This is a genomic window from Intrasporangium flavum, from assembly GCF_001956915.1.
GTDB lineage: Bacteria > Actinomycetota > Actinomycetes > Actinomycetales > Dermatophilaceae > Monashia > Monashia flava.
On sequence record NZ_MLJO01000006.1, the window covers coordinates 72,533 to 94,961 of the forward strand.

Consider the following 22,429-nt stretch of genomic DNA (forward strand, 5'->3'; position numbering starts at 1 on the left):
CACATGGCGGCTTGACGCGTCAGGTCGCGTCAGGTGCGGGTGACGGTGCCGTGCTCGACGTGCCAGCGCTCGTCGAGGCGGACGTTCTCGAGCAGGCGGCGGTCGTGGCTGACGAGGAGCAACGCGCCGTCGTAGGACTCGAGCGCCTCCTCGAGCTGCTCGATCGCCGGCAGGTCGAGGTGGTTGGTCGGCTCGTCGAGGACGAGGAGGTTCACGCCGCGGGCCTGCAGCAGCGCCATCGCCGCCCGGGTGCGCTCCCCCGGTGACAGGCGCCCGACCGCGCTGCTGACGTGGTCGGCCTTGAGGCCGAACTTCGCCAGGAGCGTCCGGAGGTCGGCGGGCGCGAGGTCGGGCAGCGCGTCGGCGAACGCCTCGCCGAGCGGGAGGTCCTCGCGCAGGCCGGTGCGGCCCTGGTCGATCTCGCCGATCGCCACGCTGGCGCCGAGCGACGCGCGGCCCTCGTCGGGCGCGAGCCGGCCCAGCAGCAGCGAGAGCAGCGTCGTCTTGCCGGCGCCGTTCGGGCCGGTGATCCCGATGCGGCGCCGGGCCTCGACCTGCAGCGACGCCGGCCCGAGCGACCAGTCGCCGCGCCGCACGACGGCGCCGTCGAGCGTCGACACGACGCTGCTCGACCGCGGAGCGGCGGCGATGCTGAACTTGAGCACCCACTCCTTGCGCGGCTCGACGACCTCGTCGAGCCGCGCGATGCGCGACTCCATCTGGCGCACCTTGCGGGCCTGCTTCTCGGCGGAGTCCTGCTGGGCGGCGCGGCGGATCTTGTCGTTGTCGGGGCTCTTCTTCATCGCGTTGCGCACGCCCTTGGACGACCACTCGCGCACCGTGCGGGCCCGGCCCTCGAGGTCGGCCTTGGTGCCGGCGTACTCCTCGTACGCCTCGCGCGCGTGCCGCCGAGCCCGCTCGCGCTCGTCGAGGTAGGACTCGTAGCCGCCGTCGTAGACGTGCACGGCGTTCTGGTGCAGGTCGAGCTCGACGATGCGGGTGACGCACCGGGCGAGGAACTCCCGGTCGTGCGACACGACGACGACGCCGCGGCGCTGGCCCGCGACGAAGGCCTCGAGCCGGTCGAGGCCGGCGAGGTCGAGGTCGTTGGTCGGCTCGTCGAGCAGCACGACGTCGAACCGGCTGAGAAGCAGGGCCGCCAGGGCCACGCGCGCGGCCTGGCCACCGGAGAGGGAGGTCATGAGCGCGTCGGGACCGACGTCGAGGCCGAGCTCGCCGAGCACGGCGGGCAGCCGGTCCTCGAGGTCGGGGGCGCCGCTGGCCAGCCAGTGCTCGAGGGCCACGGCGTACCGGTCGTCGGCCGCCGCGTCGGTGCCGAGCAGCGAGGCGGCCTCCTCCATCTCGGTGGTCGCCGCGGCCGCGCCGGTGCGACGCGCGACGTGGCCGGCGACGGTCTCGCCGGGCACCCGCTCGTGCTCCTGGGGCAGCCAGCCGACGAACGCGTCGGTCGGTGCGGTCGTGACGGTGCCGCCGAGCGGGGTGTCGACGCCGGCGAGCAGGCGCAGCAGCGTCGACTTGCCGGCGCCGTTGGGGCCGACGACGCCGACGACGTCGCCGGGCGCGACCGTGAGGTCGAGGTGCTCGAAGAGCGTGCGGTGGGCGTGGCCGCCGGCGAGGTCCTTGGCCACGAGCGTCGCGCTCACAGCGGGTGCACCGTGACGACGTCGCCGTCGACGATCTCGTCGACCGGCTCGGGCACCTCGACGAGGCAGTTGGCCGCGGCGAGCGCCGTGAGGTGGCGCGCGTCCGGGGCGCGCACCGTGCCGTCGGGCGACAGGACGCTCGTCAGCAGCTGGAGCCGGCCCACGCGGGTGCGCCGGCGCGGACCGCGGTAGGTCGCGGTGAGCACCGGACGCGTCGGGGCCCCGTGACGGGCGTCGAGCGCGGGCCGGACGAGCACGTGGAAGGCGACGAAGGCACCGGTCGGCGTTCCCGGCAGGCACACGACCGGCGTCGAGCCCCACCGGCCCAGCCCCTGCGGGCCACCGGGCTGGAGCGCGAGGTGGACGAAGCGGAACCCGTCGACGGGCTCGCACACCTGGCGCACCACCTCGTGCGCGCCGGCGCTGACGCCACCGGTCGTGATGACGAGGTCGACGGCCGGCGACGCGTCGAGCTCGTCGAGCAGCGCACGGAGCGTCGCGGGGTCGTCGGGGCACGTGTCGACGCGGGCCAGCCCGGCGCCGGCCGCCTCGACGAGCGCGGCCACCATGTCGGAGTTCGACTCGTGGATGCCGCCGGGCCCGGGGTCGAGGCCGGGGTCGGTCAGCTCGGCGCCGGTGGCGACGACGGCGACCCGGGTCTGCCCGTGCACGTGCGCCTCGACGCACCCGGCGGAGCGGGCGAGCGCCAGCACCCCGGGCGTCAGGGCGTCGCCCGCGTGCGCGACGGTGCCGCCGGCGCGCAGGTCCTCGCCGCGGCGCCGGACGTGCTGGCCGGGCTCGACGGGGCCGGCGACCGTGACCGACGCGGGGGCCGGGCCGGTGCGGGCGGCGTCGGTGCGCTCGACGGGGACGACGGCGTGGGCGCCCTCCGGGACGCGCGCGCCGGTCATGACCCGGGCGGCCTCGCCGGGGCGCAGCGCGAACGCGGGCGCGTCGCCGGCGGCGACGTCACCGACGACGGGGTAGGTGCCGGACGCGTCGGTCGCGGCAAGCGCGTCGGTGTGCGGGTGGACGGCGTACCCGTCCATCGCGCTGTTGTCGAAGCGGGGCAGGTCGTCGCGGGCCACGAGGTCGGCGGCGAGGTGGCGGCCGCGGGCGCGGTGGTCGAGGGCGACCCGCACGACGGGCGCGGCGCCGAGCAGGTCCGCCACCGCGGCGCGGTGCGCGTCCACGGGGACGTGGTCGGTGGGGTCGCTCGGCACGCGGCAAGTCTGCCGCACCACGCACGCCCGCCGGACCCGGGTCTGCGGCAGGATCGGTCCGTGGCCGGTGCCGATCCTGCAGACGCCCTCGAGGTCGACCTCACCGGGCTGCTCCTCGGCGTCGCCACGGCCGCCACGCAGATCGAGGGCGGCGAGGTCGCGAGCAACTGGGTCGACTGGGCCGCCCGGCCCGGCACGATCGCCGACGGGTCGAGCCCGGTGCGGGCCGCCGACCACTGGAACCGCTGGCGCGAGGACACCGCGCTCATGGCCTCGCTCGGGGTGCAGGTGTACCGGCTCGGCGTCGAGTGGGCGCGCCTCGAGCCAGCCCCGGGACGCTGGGACGAGGACGCGTTCGCGCACTACCGGGCCGAGCTGGAGCTGCTCCGCGACCACGGCATCCGGCCGCTGCTGACCCTGCACCACTTCAACAGCCCGCGCTGGTTCGAGGAGCAGGGCGGCTGGCTCGCGCCGGGCGCCGTCGAGGCCTACCTGCGCCTCGTCCGGGCCGTCGTCGAGCGCCTCGGCGACCTCGTCGACGAGTACGTGACGATCAACGAGCCGAACGTCTTCGTGACCGGCGCGTACGCCTTCGGCGAGTTCCCGCCCGGGCACCGGAGCCTCCGCGAGGCGGTGCGGGTCTACGGGCGGCTCGCCGAGGCGCACGTCCGCGCCTACCGCCTCGTCCACGACCTGAGACCCGGGCCCACGACGAAGGTCGGCGTCGCCCACCACCTCCGTCCCTTCCGCCCGGGCGACCCGCGCAACCCGTGGCACCGCGCGCTCACGCGCACCATGCGGCACCTGTTCCAGGACGCGATCGTGCGGGCCATGACCACCGGTGAGTTCGCGCCGCCGCTGCGCCGCCCCCGCGGCGTCCGGCGTGGCCGCTACGCCGACTTCTTCGGCCTCAACTACTACTCCCGCACCACGGTGACCCGGTTCGAGGACGGCACCCCGCCCGGCGTCCCGGTCAACGACCTCGGCTGGGAGGTCTACCCGGAGGGCCTCGCCGAGACCGCGACGTGGGCCTGGGAGCGGTACGGCCTGCCGGTGTGGGTCACCGAGAACGGTACGGCCGACGCCCGCGACGCCTTCCGGGCCCGCTACCTCGCCGAGCACCTCGCGGTCGTGGCGCGGCTGCGCGCCCGCGGCGTCCCCGTCGAGCGGTACTACCACTGGAGCCTCGTCGACAACTGGGAGTGGGCGCAGGGCGAGGGCCCGCGGTTCGGCCTCGTCGCCCTCGACTACCCGACCCAGGAGCGCACGGTCCGCGCGTCGGGCCGGTTCTTCGCCGAGGTCGCGGCCGCCGGCGGTATCACCGCGGCGATGCGCGAGCGCTACGTCGCCGGGCACGAGTACCCCGTCTCGGAGGGCACCCCGCCACGCGGCTAGGGTCGCCGGATGCCCAGCTCCCCCATCCGACGCCACGTCGGCCAGATCTTCGTCCCCGTCCGCGACCTGCCGCGGTCGGCCCGCTGGTACGGCGACGTGCTCGGCTTCGAGCCCGACGCCGCGTCGCACGAGGGCACGATCCTCGACATCCCGGTGCACGACGGCCCGCGGATCACGCTCGATGCCAACCGCCCCGACTTCACGGCCGACGGGCCGCCGCGGTTCTTCCTCTGGACCGACGACATGGCCGCGACGATCGAGCACCTGCGGCGCCACGAGGTCACGATCACCTCCGACGTCGAGGACATCGGCAGCGTCTTCTTCGTCCAGTTCGAGGACCCGGACGGCAACCCGCTCATGGTCTGCCAACGCGCCGACCTCGCCGACTGAACGCCCCGGCCGACGAGTCGGAACCCGGGACGTCGGCCCGGGCCGGGAGTAGCGTCGACAGGTCGGAGACCCCGGGAGGATGCCATGCACCTCGAGCACCTGTGCGACGCCAGCTGGACCTACGACGTGCTCGAGGAGGCACCGCCGGCCGAGCACCATGACGGCCGGGTCTACGGCCAGGGGACGGGAACCCTCACCGGACGGCTCGCCGGCACCGCCCGGTGGTCGAACTTCCCGCGCATCCGCGACGGCTACGCGCTGCCCGACGCGCGCGGCGTCATCGAGGTCGCCGACGGCAAGGTGCTCTTCACGCTCACCGGCCTGTCGTCGCTCGACGACGGACGGGGGCTGCACGTGCTGATGTTCCAGACGGCGGCGCCGGACCACCGGTGGCTCAACACCGTCCTGGCCGTCGGCGAGGGAGACATCGACGTGGCCCACGCCACCCTGGCCATGCGCTACTACGAGTGCTCGGTCGAGCTGCCCCTCGAGGGGTGGGAGCTGCCCACGGCGAGCGACGGCGGCCTCGGGAGTGGCCTCAGCACTCGATGACGTTGACGGCGAGGCCGCCGCGCGCGGTCTCCTTGTACTTGACCTTCATGTCGCGGCCGGTCTCGCGCATCGTCTTGATGACCTTGTCGAGGCTGACGACGTGCGAGCCGTCGCCGCGCAGCGCCGTGCGGGCCGCGGTGATCGCCTTGACCGACGCGATGGCGTTGCGCTCGATGCACGGGATCTGCACGAGACCACCGACGGGGTCGCAGGTCAGGCCGAGGTTGTGCTCCATGCCGATCTCGGCGGCGTTCTCGACCTGCTCGGGCGTGCCGCCCATGACGGCGGCCATGGCGCCCGCCGCCATCGAGCACGCCGACCCGACCTCGCCCTGGCAGCCGACCTCGGCCCCGGAGATCGAGGCCGTCTCCTTGTAGATGACGCCGATGGCGCCCGCAGTGAGCAGGAAGCGGACGATGCCGTCGCGGTCGGCGCCCCGGACGAAGTTGGCGTAGTAGTGCAGGACGGCCGGGATGATGCCGGCCGCGCCGTTGGTCGGGGCGGTGACGACGCGGCCGCCCGAGGCGTTCTCCTCGTTGACGGCGAGCGCGTAGAGGGTGATCCAGTCCATGCCGCGCAGCGGGTCGTCACTCGCCCCCTCGAGGCGCAGGCGCCGCGCGAGCTCGGGCGCGCGGCGTCGCACGCGCAGGCCGCCGGGCAGCACACCCTCGGTGTCGATGCCGTTGCGCACGCACTCCTTCATGACCTTCCAGATGTCGAGGAGCCCGTCGCGCACCTCCTGCTCGGTGCGCCAGGAGAGCTCGTTCTCGAGCATGATGCGGGCGATCGACTTGCCGGTCTCGCGACAGTGCGCGAGCAGCTCGTCGCCGGTGCGGAAGGGGTGCGCGACCGGGGTGGTGTCCTCGACGATCTTCGTCGAGCCGTCGGCGTCGCCGCCCACGACGAAGCCGCCGCCGACCGAGTAGTACGTGCGCTCGTCGACCGTCGCGCCGGACGCGTCGAGCGCGGTGAAGGTCATGCCGTTGGGGTGCACGGGCAGCGTCTTGCGCCGGTGCATGACGAGGTCCTCGTCCTCGACGAACGCGATCTCGTGCTCGCCGAGCAGCGACAGCCGGCGCGTCGAGCGGATCTCGGCCAGTCGCCCCTCGACGGCCCGCGGGTCGCACAGCTCGGGCCGCTCGCCGGTGAGCCCGAGGAGCACCGCCTTGTCGCTGCCGTGGCCGTGGCCGGTGGCGCCGAGCGACCCGAAGAGCTGCGAGTGCACCCGTGCGACGTCGGCGAGGCGACCCTGCTCGCGCAGGCCCTGCGCGAACATCTCCGCGGCCCGCATCGGCCCGACGGTGTGCGAGCTCGACGGCCCGATGCCGATCGAGAAGAGGTCGAAAACGCTGAGCGCCATGGTGTCCTGACTTCGTGTCGTCGTTGACGGCGACCGCCCGGGGGTGTGGACGGATCCGATCGAGCCTACGTCCCCGCGCGCCCGACGCGCGCACCCGGCATACAGTCGGCTCGTGCCCCCTGTGCCGCCGCCCCGCTGGCTCGACGCCGAGCACGTCCGCCGCACCGTGTCGGCCGACCGCGCGCGCCGCCTCGTGCGCCAGCGCCTCGCCGACGGCTTCGACCCCGCGAGCGACCCGCCGCGGCTCTCACCCGCGGCCGGCGACGGGCAGCTGCTCGTCATGCCGGCCACCTCGCCCGGGGCCGCCGGCGTCAAGGTGCTGTCGGTGGCGCCGGGCAACCCTGACCGCGGGCTCGAGCGCATCCAGGCCGTCTACGTGCTCATGGACGCCGACACCCTGAGCCCGTCGGTGCTGCTCGACGGCACGGCGATCACGGCGCTGCGCACGCCGGCCGTCTCGGCCGTGGCGGCCGACGCGCTCGCCCCCGAGGACGTGCGCTCGGTCGTCATCGTCGGTAGCGGCCCGCAGGCCGTCGGCCACGCCGAGGCGATCCTCGCCATCCGCGCGCCGCAGACGATCACCGTCGTCGGCCGCCGGCCCGAGGCCGCGCGAGGGACGGCCGCTCGGATCGCCGGCATCGCTCCCGGCGTGCGCACCGTGGGCCTGCACACCGGCGGCTGGGCGGCGGGCGAGCCCACCCAAGGCGTCGCCGAGGTCGAGGCGGTGGCCGACGCGGTCCGCTCGGCGCAGCTCGTGGTCACGGCGACCAGTGCCCCGACGCCGGTGCTCGAGGACGACTGGGTCTCCGCGGGCACCTGCGTCGTCGCGATCGGGTCGCACGAGCCGCACCGGCGCGAGCTGCCCGGGTCGCTGCTCGGGCGCTCGCTCGTCGTCGTCGAGGACCTCGCGACGGCGCGGCGCGAGGCCGGCGACGTCGTCCTCGCCGCGGCGCAGGGCCATCTCGAATGGGACACCGTGCACACCCTCTCCGACCTCGTCCTCGGATGCGTCGAACGAGATCCGTTGCGGCCCAACGTGTTCAAGAGCGTCGGCATGGCCTGGCAGGACCTCGTCGTCGCGGAGCACGCCGCTCGGTCCTGAGTCGGACTGGGCCACAACCGGATCCGGCGGCGTGTGGCGTAGGTCACGCCCCGTCCCAAACCCCCACAGCGCGTCACGCTCGTGTACGTTCTCCCACGGCTCGGGGGCGCTGGCGCGTGCCCAGCCGCGGTTCACCGGCCCCTCACGGTCACCGAGTTCCTCTGCGTTACACGTCCCTCCACCATCCGCGGCGCGTGACCGAACCGGCACGCCCGCCCTCCACGGGAGCGCACTCTCTGATGACCCGAACCCTCCATGTCGCCACGCCCTCACGCGTCGTGGCCCTCCTCGCCGCCGGTACATTCGCAGCCACGGCTGCCTGCGCGATCGGCGCCGCCTCCTCCGCGTCCGCGACGCCCGGCGACCCGCACAAGGTGTGGGTCTGCAAGTACATCCACAAGCCCGGCGAGGACGAGGTCCTCAAGGGCGGCAAGAACCCGATCCACGTCGACGAGGCAGCCTTGACGAACGACCGCGGCGTCGAGCCGCAGCTCGGCGACGCCTTCTCCGACGGCCAGTTCCGTTCCGTCGTGGTCGGGCTCGAGGACGAGGCACCCACCACGGAGTGCCCGGCCGACGCAGACGCGATCCCCGGGCGGTCGGCCACCGGCACGCAGGCCACGGCGACCGCCACCGTGACCCCGTCGGCCACGGCCACCACGGCCACCCCGGCGGAGCCCACCCCCACGGTCGACGCGGCGGGCACCGTCGTGACCTCGACGGGCACCCCGGCCACCCCCGCCACGCCGGACGCGCCGGTCGCCCTCGACGGCACCGCGGTCTCCGACCCGCAGTCCACCGTCGCGCTCGACGGCGTCCCGGCTCTGGGCGACGCCGCCCCGCACACCGGTGGCATGGGCCAGGTCGCGGAGCAGTCGCGCACCACCGACGTCCTCGTCGGCGTGGGCCTGATCGCCGCCGCGGGGGCCCTCGCCGGTGCCGAGGCGCTCCGCCGTCGCCGCCGCCGCGCGGCCGAGGTCGACTGATCTCCGGACGGCATCGCGCACGCCCGCCGCGTTCGGGCGGGCGCGGCACGCGGGCAGCCCTGCCGCTGCTCGCGGTCGCGCTCGTCTGCGCCGGCGGCTGGGTGCTCGTCGACCGGCCACTGGCCCGGGCCGGCGCCTCCGCGACGGAGGCGCAGGCCCGGCCCCGGCCGCCGGTACCGAGCGTCCACGGGGCGGCCTGCACGCCCGGGCCGCCCCGACGCGTCGTCTACCCCGCCCTCGGCGTCGACGCCGCGGTCGAGCGGATCGGGCTCGACACCGAGCACCCTCCGGACGCCCAGGGTCGTCGCCGCCTCGGCAACCCCGAGGACACGAGCCGCGTCGGGTGGTTCGCCGACGGCCCGCGGCCCGGCGACGGCGAGGGCACGGTGCTGCTCGACGGCCACACCTACCGCGACGGCTCCGCGGTGTTCGGCGAGGACTTCGCGACGCGGGCGCGGGCCGGGCAGGTCGTGCAGACGGTCCAGCCCGACGGGTCGGTCTGCTCCTACCGCGTCGAGCGGGTCTGGGCCGCCGTGAGCTCGGCCCGCGACTACCCGCGGATCATCAGCTCGGAGCACCTCTACGACCGCACCGGTCCCGAACGCCTCTTCCTCGCCACGTGCGGCGGCAGCTGGAACGCCGCGACGCGCAACTACGAGGACATCAGCGTGCTCGTCGCACGGCCCGTCGGACGCTGAGCCGCCCGCTCACCCCGCGGCGACGACCTCGTCGACGGGCGTCGCCCCGCCGTTGAAGGCGATGACCCGCCCGGCCGTGGTGTCCGGGTGGTCGACGACCGCGGCGATGACGCGTCCGACGTCGGCGCGCGGGACCGAACCCGGGCGGGCGTCGGGACCCGCCTCGATGCGTCCGGTGGCCGGGTCGTCGGTGAGGCGGCTCGGGCGCAGGATCGTCCAGTCGAGGCCCGACGCGGCCAGGTGGACGTCGGCCGCGGTCTTGGCGTCGGCGTAGGCGAAGAACGAGTCACCCTCGGGCACACCGTGGTCGGGGCCGGCGCCGAAGTAGGACACCATGACGAAGTGCTGGACGCCGGCCGCGCCGGACGCGTCGACGGTGCGTACCGCCGCGTCGCGGTCGACCGCGTAGGTGCGGGCGGGGTCGCCGCCGCCGGCTCCCGCCGACCACACGACGACGTCGTGCCCGTCGAGGACCTCGCGCAGGCCGTCGGTGTCGAGTGTCTCGACGTCGGCGACGAGCGGGGTCGCCCCCGACGCCTCGACGTCGGCGGCGTGGGCCGGGTTGCGGATGACGCCGGTGACCTCGTGGCCGGCCTCGCGCAGCAGGGGCGCCGCGAGCAGGGCGACCTTCCCGTGCGCTCCGATGACGACGACGCGTGCCATGTGGCTCTCCTTCGGTGCTGGGGGCTGTCCTCGGGGGCAACGCCCGGCACACCCGCCCGTCTTCCCGGTGTTGCGCCGTCCACGACTTCTCGCAACCACGGCCCGGGGCCGCGGGCGACGGTCGACGATGGATGGACGTGGTCGTCCGCTGCGCACGTTGAGGGGCCTGCGCCGGACGACGGCCGGCCCCGGAGCCGAGTCGCTCGCGGGAGACGGCAGAGGGCCCATCCACCGGATGCGGATGGGCCCTCTCGCCGGCCCGAGGTCGGGCCGGGCGGTCGTGTCGGCGGCTCAGCCCCCGCGACGACGACCGAGCAACCAGCCGAGGACGAGCCCGACGAGGGCCGCCCCGGCGTAGGGCGCGTAGCGCTGCACGAGCACGGGCAGCACCGCCGTGCCGAGGTCGAGGGCGTCGTCCTCGGGCTGGGGCGGTGCCGGGGCGACGGCCGGACGCGTCGGGCGCGGTGCAGCGGCCGGGGCCGCCGCGTCCTTGGTCGGGGCACCCGGCGCGGCCACGGGCGTCGCGGCAGCCCCGGGCGTCGTGGCCGTCGTTGCCGTCGCGGGAGGCGCCGCAGCGCCACCCGGCTCGAGGTCGACCGCCTCGGAGCCCGCGGGCTCGGGCGCGGGTTCTGCTGCGCCCGGACCGGCCTCGCCCAGCTGCTTCTCGATGCACGCGACGAACGCCTGGAGCAGCTTGTCCGAGACGTCCTGCATGACACCGCGGCCGAACTGCGCCGGCTTGCCCGTGACGGCGAGGTCGGTGGACACGTCGGCCCGGGTGCCGTCGCCGTCGGGTGCGAGCGCGACCGACACCGTGGCCCCGGCCGTGCCGTTGCCCCGCTTGTCCTTGCCCTTGGCCTCGATGACGGCGCGGTGCGCGGCGTCGTCGCGCTCGACGAACGAGCCCGACCCGGCGTAGACGAGCGCGATCGGACCGAGCTTGACCTTGACCGTGCCGGAGAACCCGTCGTCGGTCACCTCGGTGACCGTCGCGCCGGGAAAGCAGCCGCCGACGCGCTCGAGGTCCATGAACAGGGCCCACGCGTCGTCGACCGAGGTCGGCACGGTGAAGGAGTGCGTCAGCTGCATCCGGCGATCACGCCCCTGCCGCGGCGAGGACCGCCCGCCGCGTCAGCACCGTGGCGAGGTGCCGGCGGTAGTCGGCGTCGCCGTTGAGGTCCGAGGGCGGGTTGGTGCCCTCGGCGACGGACGCGACGGCCGCGCGGACCGCCTCGTCGGTGGCCTGCCTGCCGACGAGGGCCTCCTCGACGGCCTTGGCGCGCAAGGGTGTCGAGCCCATGTTCGTCAGGCCGACGCGGGCCTCGGCGATCGAGCCGCCGTCGGTGCGCACCGCCGCCGCGACCCCGACGATCGACCACTGGTGGCTGACGCGCACGAACTTCTCGTAGTGCGCGCCCCAGCCGGTGTGCTTCGGGATGCGGATCTGCGTCAGCAGCTCGCCGTCGCCGACCGCGGTGGTGAAGAGGTCCTCGAAGAAGTCGTCGGCCGCGACGGTGCGGGTGGTCCCGCCCGCCCCGGCGACGACGAGCTGCGCCCCGAGCGCGAGCGCCGGCGCCCCGACGTCGCCCGCCGGGTCGGCGTGCACGAGGGCTCCCCCGACGGTGCCGCGGTGGCGGATCTGCGGGTCGGCCACCGTGGCGATCGCCTTGGACAGCAGGGCCGCGTGCGTCGACACCAGCTCGGAGGCGAGCACCTCGGAGTACGGCGTCATGGCGCCGATGACGACGTGGTCGCCGTCCTCGGAAACGCCGCGCAGCTCGGCGATGCGGCCGAGGTCGACGATGACGCCGGGGGCGTTGAGCCGCATCCGCAGGATCGGCAGGAGCGACTGGCCGCCGGCGAGGACCTTCGCCTCGTCACCGTGCTCGGCGAGCGCGGCGACGGCGTCGGCGACGGACTCGGGTGCCACGTAGTCGAACTCGGCGGGGATCACTGTCGGCTCCCTTCTGCGAGGCCGGCGGCCGGGTCGGCGTTCGGCGCGCCTTCGTCGAAGTGCGGCTGCGCGCCGCGCTCACCCTCCGTGGTGACGGCCGCGCCCGCCTGGATGGCCTTCCAGACCCGCTCCGGCGTGCACGGCATGACGATGTCGTCGACGCCGAGGTGGCGCACCGCGTCGACCACCGCGTTGACGACGGCCGGCGTGGACGCGATGGCCCCGGCCTCGCCGACGCCCTTGGTGCCGAGCTTGGTGTACGTCGAGGGCGAGGTCGTGTGGTCGGTGACGAAGCTGATCGTGTCGGCCGTCGTGGGCAGCGTGTAGTCGACGAACGAGCCCGTGACGAGCGTGCCCTGCTCGTCGTACTCCGCGCCCTCCCACAGGGCCTGGGAGATGCCCTGGACGAGGCCGCCGTGCACCTGCCCCTCGACGATGAGCGGGTTGATGATCGTGCCGATGTCGTCGACGCACACGTACTTGCGCATCGTCGTCGCGCCCGTCTCGGTGTCGACCTCCATCGCGCACAGGTGGGTGCCGTGCGGGAAGGAGAAGTTCTCCGGGTCGAAGGTCGCGTCGGCGTCGATGCTCGGCTCGACGCCGTCGGGCAGGTTGTGGCCGGTCCACGTCGCGATCGCGACGTCGGCCATGCCGAGGCCCTTGTCGGTGCCCTTGACCCCGAAGCGACCACCGGTGAACTCGATGTCGTCGACGCTCGCCTCGAGCAGGTGCGCCGCGATCGGCTTCGCCTTCTCGATGACCTTGTCGGCGGCCCGGACCACGGCCTCGGCCCCGACGACGAGCGAGCGCGAGCCGTAGGTGTCCATGCCCTTGGAGGCGATCTGCGTGTCGCCGTGCAGCACCTCGACGTCCTCGAACGGCACGCCCAGGCGGTCGGCGACGATCTGGCTCCAGGCCGTCTCGTGGCCCTGGCCGTGCGGGGAGGTGCCGGTGAGGACCTCCACCTTGCCGGTGGCCAGCACCCGGATGCTCGCCGACTCCCAGCCGCCCGCGGCGTAGTTGAGGGCGCCGAGGATCCGCGAGGGCGCGAGGCCGCACATCTCGGTGAACGTCGAGATGCCGATGCCCAGCTGCACCGGGTCGCCGGACTCCCGGCGTCGCGCCTGCTCGGCGCGCAGCTCGTCGTAGCCGAAGAGCTCCTTGGCCCTGGCCGTCGCGGCCTCGTAGTTGCCGGAGTCGTAGGTCATGCCCGCCACGGTCGTGAACGGGAACTCCTCGTGCGTGATCCAGTTCTTCTCGCGGATCTGCAGGGGGTCGACGCCGACCTCGACGGCGAGCTCGTCCATGAGCCGCTCGATGGCGTACGTCGCCTCGGGGCGCCCGGCCCCGCGGTACGCGTCGACCCACGTCTTGTTCGTCAGCAGCGTGCGGACGGTGAAGTGGTAGGCGTCGAACTTGTAGATCGAGTTGAACATCCACGCGCCGAGCACCGGCACGCCGCCGCCGACGAGACCGACGTACGCGCCGAGGTCGGCGAGCAGCTCGACCTTGAGGCCGGTGACCGTGCCGTCCTTCTCGGCGGCGAGCGTCAGCTTCTGCCACTGGTCACGGCCGTGGTGGCCCGAGAGGAGGGACTCCGAGCGGGTCTCGGTGTACTTGCAGGGCTTGCCGACGAGCCGCGCCACGGCGACGGTCGCGAACTCCTCCGGCGTCGTCTGCAGCTTGCCGCCGAAACCGCCGCCGACGTCGGGCGCGATGACCCGCACCTTGGACTCGGGCATGCCGGTGGTGGCGGCGACGAGGAACTTGAGGATGTGCGGCACCTGCGTCGAGGTCCACACGGTCAGCTGCTCGCCGGTCGGGTCGCACACGGTCGAGCGGGGCTCCATGAAGGCGGGCAGCAGCCGCTGCTGGCGGTACTCCCGCTCGATGAGGATGCCGCCCTCGCGGGCCTTGGCGATGGCCTCCTCGACGTCGGTGCCCGATCCCTGCGCGGCCGAGTCGAGCGTCCAGACGGCGCTCGTGTTGGTGCCGAGGTCGGGGTGGGCGAGCACCTCGTCCGTCGCGGCCTCCTTGAGGTCGAGGACCGCGGGCAGCTCCTCGTAGTCGACGTCGACGAGCTCGGCGGCGTCGCGGGCGGCCGCCGCGCTGCGGGCCACGACGACGGCGACGATCTCGCCGGCGCACGCGACGTGCTCGACGACGATCGGCAGGTGGTCGGGCGTCTTCTGCTCGGCGTTGAGCGGCCAGGCGGTGGCGACGAGGCCCTGCTTGCCCTCGACGTCGGCGCCCGTGACGACGGCGACGACGCCCGGGGCGGCCTTGGCCGTTGCCGTGTCGATGGACGTGATCCGGGCGTGCGCGAACGGGCTGCGCACCATGGCGAGGTGGAGCATGCCGGGCAGCTGGATGTTGTCGGTCCAGCGGGTGCGGCCGGTGATGAGGCGCTGGTCCTCCTTGCGGCGTCGGGCCCTGCCGATCTCGCCGCCGGCCTCGGTGGGCCGGTCCTCGGTGACGGTCATGACGACACCGCCTTCGAGCTGAGGTCCGCGGCTGCCTGCTGCACGGCCTTGACGATGTTGTGGTAGCCCGTGCAGCGGCAGAGGTTGCCCTCGAGGCCCTCGCGGATCTGCTCCTCGCTCGGGTCGGGGTTCTCCCGCAGCACGTCGCAGGCCTGCATGATCATGCCCGGCGTGCAGTAGCCGCACTGGAGGGCGTGGCACTCGTGGAAGGCCTTCTGGACGGGGTGGAGCTCGCCGTCGGTGGCCAGCCCCTCGATGGTGGTGACCTCGTGGCCGTCCGCCTGCACGGCGAGGACGTTGCACGACTTGACGCTCGTGCCGTCGAGGTGGACGGTGCACGCACCGCAGTTGCTCGTGTCGCACCCGATGACGGTCCCGGTCTTGCCGAGCGTCTCGCGCAGGTACTGGACCAGCAAGGTCCTGGGCTCGACGTCGTCGGAGTAGCTGACCCCGTCGACGTTCACGGTGATTCGGGTCATTCGATGTGTCCTCCTGCCGCGCTGCAGTTGACTTCCCCACGGTGAGTCTTTGTCAGAAGTGGCCCGCGCACAAGAGTTTCTGTCGATGTGGCCCGGCGGGGCCTCATGTCCTCGACCCGACCTCGTCGCCGGCGCCCCTTCCCGGCAGACTGTCGGGCATGACGTTCCACGCCGACGACTACCAGGCGCTCCGCTCGCGCTACGACTCGATGACCTACCGCCGGACCGGTCGCTCCGGCCTCGACCTGCCGGCCGTCTCCCTCGGCCTGTGGCACAACTTCGGCGACGACGTGCCCCTCGACAACCAGCGCGCGACGCTGCGTCGGGCCTTCGACCTCGGCGTCACGCACTTCGACCTCGCCAACAACTACGGCCCGCCCTACGGCAGCGCCGAGCGCAACTTCGGCACGATCTTCGCCCAGGACTTCAAGCGCTACCGCGACGAGCTGGTCATCAGCAGCAAGGCCGGCTACGACATGTGGCCCGGGCCGTACGGCCAAGGCGGCGGCAGCCGCAAGTACGTCCTCGCCTCGCTCGACCAGTCGCTGCAGCGGATGGGCCTCGACTACGTCGACGTCTTCTACAGCCACCGCTTCGACGAGACGACCCCGCTCGAGGAGACGATGGGCGCGCTCGACACCGCGGTCCGCTCGGGCCGCGCCCTCTACGCCGGCATCTCGAGCTACTCCGGCCCGCGCACCCGCGAGGCGATCGAGATCCTCCGCTCGATGGGCACGCCGCTGCTCATCCACCAGCCGAGCTACTCGATGCTCAACCGCTGGGTCGAGGAGGACCTGCTCGACGTGCTCGGCGAGGAGGGCGTCGGCTGCATCGCGTTCAGCCCGCTCGCGCAGGGCATGCTCACCGACAAGTACCTCAACGGCGTCCCCGAGGGCTCGCGTGCGTCGCAGGGCAAGTCCCTGTCGACCGACCTGCTCACCGACCAGAACCTCACGCACATCCGCGCCCTCGACGCGATGGCCAAGGACCGCGGGCAGTCGCTGGCCCAGATGGCCCTGGCCTGGATCCTGCGCGACGAGCGCGTCACCTCGGTGCTCATCGGCGCGTCGTCGGTGCGGCAGCTGGAGAACAGCCTCGGCTGCCTCGACAACCTCGCCTTCAGCGACGAGGAGCTGGCCACGATCGACCAGCACGCCGTCGAGGGCGGTATCAACCTCTGGAAGACCTCCAGCGCCCACTGACGAGGCGGCGCTTCGCGGCAGCGGCTGCGCTTCGCGTCACGAGCCGCCGGGAGACCGGTAGCTCAGGCCCCGAAGCGCGGCCGCTGTTGCAAACGGCAGGCTGAGGGCGCGGCCGGTTCGGCTCAGGCGGTGGCCCGGCCGCCGGGCCGCCAGCCCGGGCCGCGCATCAGGTACCCGACGCGGTCGCGCCACGACCTCGCGGCCCGCACGTCGCCCCAGATCGACGCGTACTCGTGCGTCGCGACGACGAGCGGGTTGTACGTGCGCAGCTGGGTCGTCAGGCCGTAGACGACGCGGTCGCCCTCGGGCTCGAACGAGCGGAACAGTCGGTCCCAGACGATGAGGATGCCGCCGTAGTTGCGGTCGAGGTAGGCGTTGTTCGTGCCGTGGTGCACCCGGTGGTGCGAGGGCGTGTTCATGACCAGCTCGACCGGACGCCAGAGGGTTCCGACGCGCTCGGTGTGCAGGAAGAACTGGTAGAGCAGCGAGATCGACTGCTGCAGGAAGATCGCCCACGGCGGCACGCCGAGCAGCGCGAGCGGCGCCCAGAACGGCACTCCGCCGAACGGCGTCCACGTCTGGCGCAGCGCGGTCGAGAGGTTGTAGCGCTGGCTCGAGTGGTGCACGACGTGGCTGGCCCAGAGGATCCGCACCTCGTGGTGGGCGCGGTGGTACCAGTAGTAGGCGAGGTCCTCGGCCAGGAAGATGACGATCCACGTCCACCAGATCGCGGTGTCGAGGCGCAGCGGGCTCAGCTCGTAGAGGGCGGCGTACACGACGAGCTGGATGGCCTTGTAGAGCACGCCGACCCCGACGCTGCCGAGGCCCATCGCCAGGCTCGTGAACGTGTCGCGCACCTCGTAGCCGACCTCGTCGTCGTCCGGCGCGAACCACAGCGAGGCCACCTCGACGACGATGAAGAGCACGAAGAACGGGACCGCGGCGAGGATGAGGTCGACCATCACGCCCCCTTGGCGCCGGTGCCGGTGAGGCCCGCGCCGGCCTCGAGCGAGGCCCACACGTCGAGGGCCTGGCACAGGATGGCGTCGGCGAGCCGGGCGGCCTCCTCGGCCTCGCCCGTTGCGACGGCCGCGGCCAGCGGCCCGTGCGGGAGCAGGTCGGCCCGGTCGGCCGCGAGCAGCGCCTCCATCGCCTCGGGACGGGCGTCGATGGCGTGGAGCAGAGAGTTGAGCGCGAGGCGGAACGCGAGGTTGCCGGACGCCTCGACGACCTCGAGCCAGAAGGCGCGGTCGGCGTCGGGGTGGGTCGTGTCGTCGTAGGCGCCGGCTGCAGCGACGACGCGCTCGCGCGCCTCGGGGGTGGCCCGCTCGGCAGCGAGCCGGGCGGCGTCGACGCCGATGCACCGACGCATCTCGAGGCCGTCGCGCAGCACGGCGGGGTCGAGGGCGTCGGCCGAGCGGGCGAGGTGGGCGAGCAGGTCGAGGCCGGCGCTGCTGCGCACGTCGAGGACGCGGGTACCCCCGCCGTGGACGACGCGCACGAAGCCGGCCGCCTGGAGGCGCTGGAGCGCCTCGCGCACGGCGTGCCGGTTGACGGCGAACGACGCGGCGAGCTCGCGCTCGGGCGGGAGCGAGTCGCCGGGAGCGAAGCGACCCGTCAGGACGGCGTCACGCAGCTCGGCGAAGACCTCGTCGGACACCGAGCGACGCGCCACGGGGGTGAATCCACGCTGACTCATGCGCGCCAGCCTGCCCGACAATTGGCCCACTCATCAAGAGGTTGGACCAAATTCGTGACGTGCGTCGCCCGGTAGGTTGGCGGCCGTGCCCGACAGCGACGTCAGCCCGTCCACCCCCCTGAGCAGCGCCCTCAGCATCCAGGAGCGCCTCTACCCCGACCTGCCGTGCTTCGGCTGCGGGCAGGCCAACGACCGTGGCCTCAAGCTGCGCAGCCACCCCCTCGGCGACACCGCCGCCGACGGCGTCACCGCGACGTTCACGCCCTGGCCCGAGCACGACAACGGCCTCGGCTACCTCAACGGCGGCATCATCGGCACCGTCCTCGACTGCCACAGCGCCGCCGCCGTCATGCTCGAGGCCGAGCGCGGCGGCTGGCCGCCCCTGCCCGGGGCCGACCTCTCCTACGTCACGGCCGGCCTCGACGTGCGCTACCTGCGCCCGGCCCCGCTGCACGACACCGTCGAGCTGTTCGCGACGGTCGTCGAGGCGTCCGAGCCGCAGATGACCGTCGAGGTGCAGCTGCGCTTCGACGGCAAGGTGCGCGCGCAGGCCACGGCGTTGTGGAAGCGGTGGCGCCCGCGCACCTGACCGGTCAGCCCGACGTCGCCAACGCGTCGGGCTCGGTGTCGTGGGCGGGATGGTGGTGGTGGATCGGGCCGTCGAGCCCGCCGAGGCGCTCGCCACCCCCGCCCCACCGCAGCGCGATGATCTCGGCGGCGATCGACACGGCCGTCTCCTCGGGCGTGCGGGCGCCGAGGTCGAGCCCGATCGGTGAGCTCATCCGGGCCAGCTCGGCCTCGGTGAGCCCGGCCTCGCGCAGCCGCGCCAGCCGGTCCTCGTGGGTGCGCCGCGATCCCATCGCCCCGATGTAGGCGACCTCGGGCAGGCGCAGCGCCACCTCGAGCAGCGGCACGTCGAACTTCGGGTCGTGGGTCAGCACCGCGATGACGGTGCGGGAGTCGACGCGTCCGGCCTCGACCTCGGCGGCGAGGTAGTCGTGCGGCCACGTGACGACGACCTCGTCGGCGCCCGGGAAGCGCGAGGCGGTCGCGAAGACGGGACGCGCGTCGCACACGGTGACGCGGTAGCCGAGGAACCCGCCGACGCGGGCCACCGCGGCGGCGAAGTCGATCGCGCCGAAGACGAGCATCCGCGGCTTCGGCGCGTGCGAGGCGACGAAGACCCGCAGGCCCTCGCCCCGACGCTCCCCGTCGGGGCCGTAGGTCAACGTGCCCGTCGTGCCCTGGGCGAGCATGCCGCGCGCGTCGTCGCGGACGGCGTCGTCGGCGCGCTCGCTGCCGAGCGTCGACGCGTGGGCGGCGGCGTGTCCGGGGGTGGCGGGCTCGGCGTCGTCACCCTCCTCGGGGCGCACGACGAGGCGCCGACCGACCCACGCCGGGTCGGGGTGGTCGATGACGGTGGCCACGGCGACCGGCCGGCCGGCCTCGATGTCGGCCGCGACCTCGCCAAGCTCGGGGAAGGTGTCGCGGGAGACCTTCTCGACGAAGACGTCGAGGATGCCGCCGCACGTCAGGCCGACGGCGAACGCGTCGTCGTCGCTGACGCCGTAGCGCTGCAGCACGGGTGTGCCGGTGGCGACGACCTCCTGGCCGAGCTCGTACACCGCGCCCTCGACGCAGCCGCCCGACACCGAGCCGACGGCCTCGCCGCCCGGCCCCACGAGCATCGACGCGCCGGCCTGGCGCGGGGCCGAGCGCCACGTGCCGACGACGGTGCCGACCCCGACGGTCTCGCCGGCCGACCACCACCGCATCAGGTCCGAGAGCACCTCACGCACGGGCCACCACCTCGATCAGCTCCTCGAACGCGGCGAGCGAGTGACCCGCCACGAAGTCGTCAACGTACGGCAGCGCGGCCACGATTCCCTGCTGCACCGGCTCGTAGCCGACCTTGCCGCGGTGCGGGTTGGCCCACACGACCCGGTGGGCGAGGCCGGCGAGGCGACGCATCTGCTCGCCGAGCACCTCGGGCCCGTCGCGCTCCCAGCCGTCGCTGAAGACGACGACGACGGCGCCGCGCGCCATGCCGCGCCGGCCCCACCGGTCGAGGAAGGCGCCGACGGAGTCGCCGAGACGCGTGCCGCCGGACCAGTCGGGCACGACGTGCCCCGCGGCGGCGAGCGCCCGGTCGGGGTCGCGCTCGCGCAGCGCCCGCGTCACGTGGGTCAGGCGGGTGCCCATGGTGAACACCTCGACGTGGTCGCAGTGCAGGACGTAGGCGTGCGCGAGGCGCAGCAGGCTGTCGGCGTACGGGCTCATCGACCCCGACACGTCGACGAGCAGCACGACGCGTCGGGCGCGGACTCCCCTGCGCCGGTGACGGATCCGCCCCGGCTCACCCATCCGGCGCAGCTGCTCACGGAGGGTGGCGGGGCCGTCGACCGCGCCCGAGCGGGACCGCACGTGCCGACGGGCCCGCCGGCGCGGCGACCGCGGGTCGAGGGCGTCGAAGAGACGGGCCGCGGCGGCACGCTCGGCGGCGCTCAGAGCGGCGAGGTCGCGGTGCCGGAGCACCTCGGTGTCGCTGGCGCGGGCCTGGATCGTGTCGCCGGCGGGTGCGTCCTGCCCTTCGGCCTCGCCGCCGAGCGGCGCCTGACGCACCGGCGGCCGGACGACGTCGACGCGCGAGCCGCGGCGCACCTCCTCCCCGCCGAACCACCGCTCGAACACCTCGTCGTAGACCGGGAAGTCGGCCGGGACCGAGGTGAGCGTGGCCCGGCCGGCCCAGTAGACGCCGGAGCGCTCCCCGATGCCGACCGTGGCCGCCGCGACGAGGAAGGTGCGCTCGCGGTCGGCCGTGACCGACAGCCCCGCCGCTCGCAGGGCGCGGGCGAAGCCGAGCAGCCACGCCTCGGGCGGCGCGCCCGTCGGGACCTCCGTCGGCGGGTGGGGGGCGAGGGTCATGCCGTGAGCAGCTTGTCCAGGGCGGCGCGGACCCGCTCGGAGTCCTCGCGGTACTTCAGGGCCGCCCCGAGGGTGGCGGCGGCGACCTCGGTGTCGAGGCGCGTCGCACCGACGGCCTCGAGGGCTCGGGCCCAGTCGAGGGTCTCGGCGACGCCCGGCGGCTTGATGAGCTCGCCGGAGGCGCGCAGCCGCTGGACCGCCGTGACAACCTGTTCGGCCAGCGCCTCGGGCACCTCGGGCAGCCGCGAGCGGACGATCTCGAGCTCGCGGGCCAGGCCGGGGTGGTCGATCCAGTGGTAGAGGCAGCGACGCTTGAGGGCGTCGTGCAGCTCGCGCGTGCGGTTCGAGGTCAGCACGACGAGCGGCGGGGTGGCGGCGCTGACCGTGCCGAGCTCGGGGATCGTGACCTGCCACGTGGAGAGCACCTCGAGCAGGAACGCCTCGAACTCGTCGTCGGCGCGGTCGATCTCGTCGACGAGCAGCACGCACGGTGCGGCCCGGAGGGCCTCGAGCACCGGCCGGGCGAGGAGGAACCGCTCGTCGAAGAGCTCCTCCTCGAGGGCGCGGGCGTCACGGTCGCCGGCCTCGCGCGCCACGGCCTCGACGGCGCGCAGGTGCAGGATCTGGCGCGGGAAGTCCCAGTCGTAGAGGGCCTGCGTCGCGTCGATCCCCTCGTAGCACTGCAGCCGGATGAGGCGCAGGCCCAGGGCCTCGGCGAGCGCCTCGGCCAGCGCCGTCTTGCCGGTGCCCGGCTCGCCCTCGAGCAGGACCGGTCGCGAGAGCCGACTGGCGAGGAAGGTGATGGTGGAGAGGGCCTCGTCGGCGAGGTAGCCGGTGCGCGCGAGGGCCGAGGTGACGTCGGCGGGGGTGGTGAAGGCGGTCTCCATGCCCCGAGCATCACGCATGACGGCCCGCCACGGAAGCGCGAGCCCTCAGTGCGAGCCGTCGAGCTCGGCGGGGGTGTCGACGTCGCGGCCCGTGGCGAGGTCGCCGCACTCGACGAGCTCGTGCGGGTGGGTGCGGAAGTGGTCGCGGGCGCCGTTGTCGCCGGTGGCCGTCGCCACGACTCCGGCCCAGTGCGCCCGGCCGATGAGGGCCGGGTGGCCCGGCGTGCCGTGGTAGCAGGCCCGGCGCAGGACCGACCGGCGCTGCTCCTCGGGGTCCCCGGCCCCGGCCGGGGGGCCCGCCTCGACCGTGGAGCCAGCCTCGGTCTCGGCGCCCCCGGCGAGGACGCGGGCGACCACCTCGGGGGTCAGGTCGGGCAGGTCGACGAGGCTGACGAGCACGGCGTCGACGCCGGCGTCGCCCTCGTGGGCGGTGCGGGTCAGGGCGCCCAGCCCGGCGCGGAGCGAGGCGCCCATGCCCTCGTGCCAGTCCGGGCAGTGCACGACGTCGACGTCGTGACCGAGGCGGTCGACGATCGCGGCGACCTCCTCGGCCGCGGCCCCGACGACGACCGTGACCCCGCGGCAGCCGCCGGCGTGCAGCACCTCGACGCCGCGCTCGACGAACGTCGGCTCGTCGGGCGAGCGGCGCACGAGCGCCTTGGGGCCGCCCATCCGGCGGCCGGCTCCGGCCGCGAGGAGCAGCCCGCGCACGTGCGGGACGGTGCTCATGACGCCGACGCTACGGGACGCGTCGGCCTCGCGGGTGC

22 protein-coding genes are annotated in these 22,429 nt (G+C 74.2%); 8 read left to right on the forward strand and 14 right to left on the reverse strand.

Going from position 1 to position 22,429, the window contains the following annotated elements; genetic code table 11:
* Positions 1-29: 29 nt before the first annotated feature.
* The gene (locus tag BIV28_RS05700; RefSeq protein WP_076260085.1) at positions 30-1,664 is read right to left on the reverse strand and encodes an ABC-F family ATP-binding cassette domain-containing protein; all 1,635 of its coding nucleotides are present in this window, start codon (positions 1,662-1,664) and stop codon (positions 30-32) included.
* Entirely contained in the window at positions 1,661-2,887 is a 1,227-nt protein-coding gene (locus BIV28_RS05705) for a molybdopterin molybdotransferase MoeA (protein WP_083707073.1), read from the reverse strand. Before BIV28_RS05705 ends, BIV28_RS05700 begins: the two co-directional genes overlap by 4 nt.
* A 60-nt stretch (positions 2,888-2,947) precedes the next feature.
* On the opposite strand from BIV28_RS05705, the gene BIV28_RS05710 reads away from it, so the two are divergent.
* The 3 genes from BIV28_RS05710 to BIV28_RS05720 all read left to right on the forward strand — a co-directional run bounded on the left by BIV28_RS05710 (position 2,948) and on the right by BIV28_RS05720 (position 5,224).
* Entirely contained in the window at positions 2,948-4,282 is a 1,335-nt protein-coding gene (locus BIV28_RS05710; protein ID WP_076260169.1) for a glycoside hydrolase family 1 protein, read from the forward strand.
* A gap of 9 nt (positions 4,283-4,291) precedes the next feature.
* On the forward strand, positions 4,292-4,672 hold the full coding sequence (locus BIV28_RS05715; protein WP_076260088.1) for a VOC family protein: 381 nt from the start codon (positions 4,292-4,294) through the stop codon (positions 4,670-4,672).
* A gap of 84 nt (positions 4,673-4,756) precedes the next feature.
* A complete protein-coding gene (locus BIV28_RS05720) occupies positions 4,757-5,224 on the forward strand; it encodes a DUF3237 domain-containing protein (RefSeq protein WP_076260089.1) in 468 nt (155 codons plus the stop codon).
* Here the strand turns inward: BIV28_RS05720 and BIV28_RS05725 are convergent.
* Complete coding sequence (locus BIV28_RS05725; RefSeq protein ID WP_076260091.1) at positions 5,211-6,584, reverse strand: L-serine ammonia-lyase; 1,374 nt, start codon at positions 6,582-6,584, stop codon at positions 5,211-5,213. The two genes, BIV28_RS05720 and BIV28_RS05725, sit on opposite strands and share 14 nt — an antisense overlap.
* Before the next feature lie 112 nt (positions 6,585-6,696).
* On the opposite strand from BIV28_RS05725, the gene BIV28_RS05730 reads away from it, so the two are divergent.
* The 3 genes from BIV28_RS05730 to BIV28_RS19910 all read left to right on the forward strand — a co-directional run bounded on the left by BIV28_RS05730 (position 6,697) and on the right by BIV28_RS19910 (position 9,370).
* Positions 6,697-7,686: an ornithine cyclodeaminase family protein gene (locus tag BIV28_RS05730; protein ID WP_076260092.1), complete on the forward strand. Its 990-nt coding sequence runs from the start codon at positions 6,697-6,699 to the stop codon at positions 7,684-7,686.
* Between the two features lie 239 nt (positions 7,687-7,925).
* Positions 7,926-8,672 (forward strand): hypothetical protein, encoded by a 747-nt coding sequence (locus BIV28_RS05735; RefSeq protein ID WP_207555800.1) that lies wholly within the window; start codon positions 7,926-7,928, stop codon positions 8,670-8,672.
* Positions 8,673-8,773: 101 nt separating this feature from the next.
* Positions 8,774-9,370, forward strand: coding sequence for a class F sortase (locus BIV28_RS19910; protein WP_076260095.1), 597 nt, complete (start codon positions 8,774-8,776; stop codon positions 9,368-9,370).
* Positions 9,371-9,379: 9 nt separating this feature from the next.
* On the opposite strand, the gene BIV28_RS05745 is transcribed toward BIV28_RS19910, so the two are convergent.
* The 5 genes from BIV28_RS05745 to BIV28_RS05765 all read right to left on the reverse strand — a co-directional run bounded on the left by BIV28_RS05745 (position 9,380) and on the right by BIV28_RS05765 (position 14,949).
* Positions 9,380-10,033, reverse strand: coding sequence for an SDR family oxidoreductase (locus BIV28_RS05745; RefSeq protein ID WP_076260097.1), 654 nt, complete (start codon positions 10,031-10,033; stop codon positions 9,380-9,382).
* 291 nt (positions 10,034-10,324) lie between these two features.
* Positions 10,325-11,122 carry an SRPBCC family protein gene (locus BIV28_RS05750; protein WP_076260098.1) on the reverse strand — a complete coding sequence of 266 codons (798 nt, stop codon included), beginning with the start codon at positions 11,120-11,122 and terminating at the stop codon, positions 10,325-10,327.
* 7 nt (positions 11,123-11,129) lie between these two features.
* Positions 11,130-11,987, reverse strand: coding sequence for an FAD binding domain-containing protein (locus BIV28_RS05755; RefSeq protein ID WP_076260100.1), 858 nt, complete (start codon positions 11,985-11,987; stop codon positions 11,130-11,132).
* Positions 11,984-14,470 carry a xanthine dehydrogenase family protein molybdopterin-binding subunit gene (locus tag BIV28_RS05760; RefSeq protein ID WP_076260101.1) on the reverse strand — a complete coding sequence of 829 codons (2,487 nt, stop codon included), beginning with the start codon at positions 14,468-14,470 and terminating at the stop codon, positions 11,984-11,986. The genes BIV28_RS05755 and BIV28_RS05760 overlap by 4 nt, the downstream gene beginning before the upstream one ends.
* Positions 14,467-14,949, reverse strand: a complete 483-nt coding sequence (locus BIV28_RS05765; RefSeq protein WP_076260103.1) for a (2Fe-2S)-binding protein — start codon at positions 14,947-14,949, stop codon at positions 14,467-14,469. Before BIV28_RS05765 ends, BIV28_RS05760 begins: the two co-directional genes overlap by 4 nt.
* 158 nt (positions 14,950-15,107) lie before the next feature.
* Here BIV28_RS05765 and mgrA point away from each other — a divergent pair, with 158 nt between their 5' ends.
* Positions 15,108-16,151, forward strand: a complete 1,044-nt coding sequence (gene mgrA / locus BIV28_RS05770; protein ID WP_076260104.1) for an L-glyceraldehyde 3-phosphate reductase — start codon at positions 15,108-15,110, stop codon at positions 16,149-16,151.
* A gap of 122 nt (positions 16,152-16,273) precedes the next feature.
* On the opposite strand, the gene BIV28_RS05775 is transcribed toward mgrA, so the two are convergent.
* Positions 16,274-17,113 (reverse strand): sterol desaturase family protein, encoded by an 840-nt coding sequence (locus tag BIV28_RS05775; protein ID WP_076260106.1) that lies wholly within the window; start codon positions 17,111-17,113, stop codon positions 16,274-16,276.
* Positions 17,113-17,850: a FadR/GntR family transcriptional regulator gene (locus BIV28_RS05780; protein WP_076260107.1), complete on the reverse strand. Its 738-nt coding sequence runs from the start codon at positions 17,848-17,850 to the stop codon at positions 17,113-17,115. Before BIV28_RS05780 ends, BIV28_RS05775 begins: the two co-directional genes overlap by 1 nt.
* Positions 17,851-17,935: 85 nt before the next feature.
* Between BIV28_RS05780 and BIV28_RS05785 the strand changes: the two genes are divergently transcribed.
* A complete protein-coding gene (locus BIV28_RS05785; protein WP_083707074.1) occupies positions 17,936-18,439 on the forward strand; it encodes a PaaI family thioesterase in 504 nt (167 codons plus the stop codon).
* 4 nt (positions 18,440-18,443) lie between these two features.
* Here BIV28_RS05785 and BIV28_RS05790 read toward each other — a convergent pair whose 3' ends face one another.
* From BIV28_RS05790 to BIV28_RS05805, 4 genes are read right to left on the reverse strand one after another with little or no spacing between them, the layout of a single operon-like run.
* On the reverse strand, positions 18,444-19,649 hold the full coding sequence (locus tag BIV28_RS05790; RefSeq protein ID WP_076260109.1) for an XdhC family protein: 1,206 nt from the start codon (positions 19,647-19,649) through the stop codon (positions 18,444-18,446).
* Entirely contained in the window at positions 19,642-20,775 is a 1,134-nt protein-coding gene (locus BIV28_RS05795; protein WP_076260110.1) for a vWA domain-containing protein, read from the reverse strand. Before BIV28_RS05795 ends, BIV28_RS05790 begins: the two co-directional genes overlap by 8 nt.
* Complete coding sequence (locus tag BIV28_RS05800) at positions 20,772-21,662, reverse strand: AAA family ATPase (protein WP_076260112.1); 891 nt, start codon at positions 21,660-21,662, stop codon at positions 20,772-20,774. The genes BIV28_RS05795 and BIV28_RS05800 overlap by 4 nt, the downstream gene beginning before the upstream one ends.
* 45 nt (positions 21,663-21,707) lie before the next feature.
* Positions 21,708-22,391: a nucleotidyltransferase family protein gene (locus BIV28_RS05805; protein ID WP_076260113.1), complete on the reverse strand. Its 684-nt coding sequence runs from the start codon at positions 22,389-22,391 to the stop codon at positions 21,708-21,710.
* Positions 22,392-22,429 lie beyond the last annotated feature (38 nt).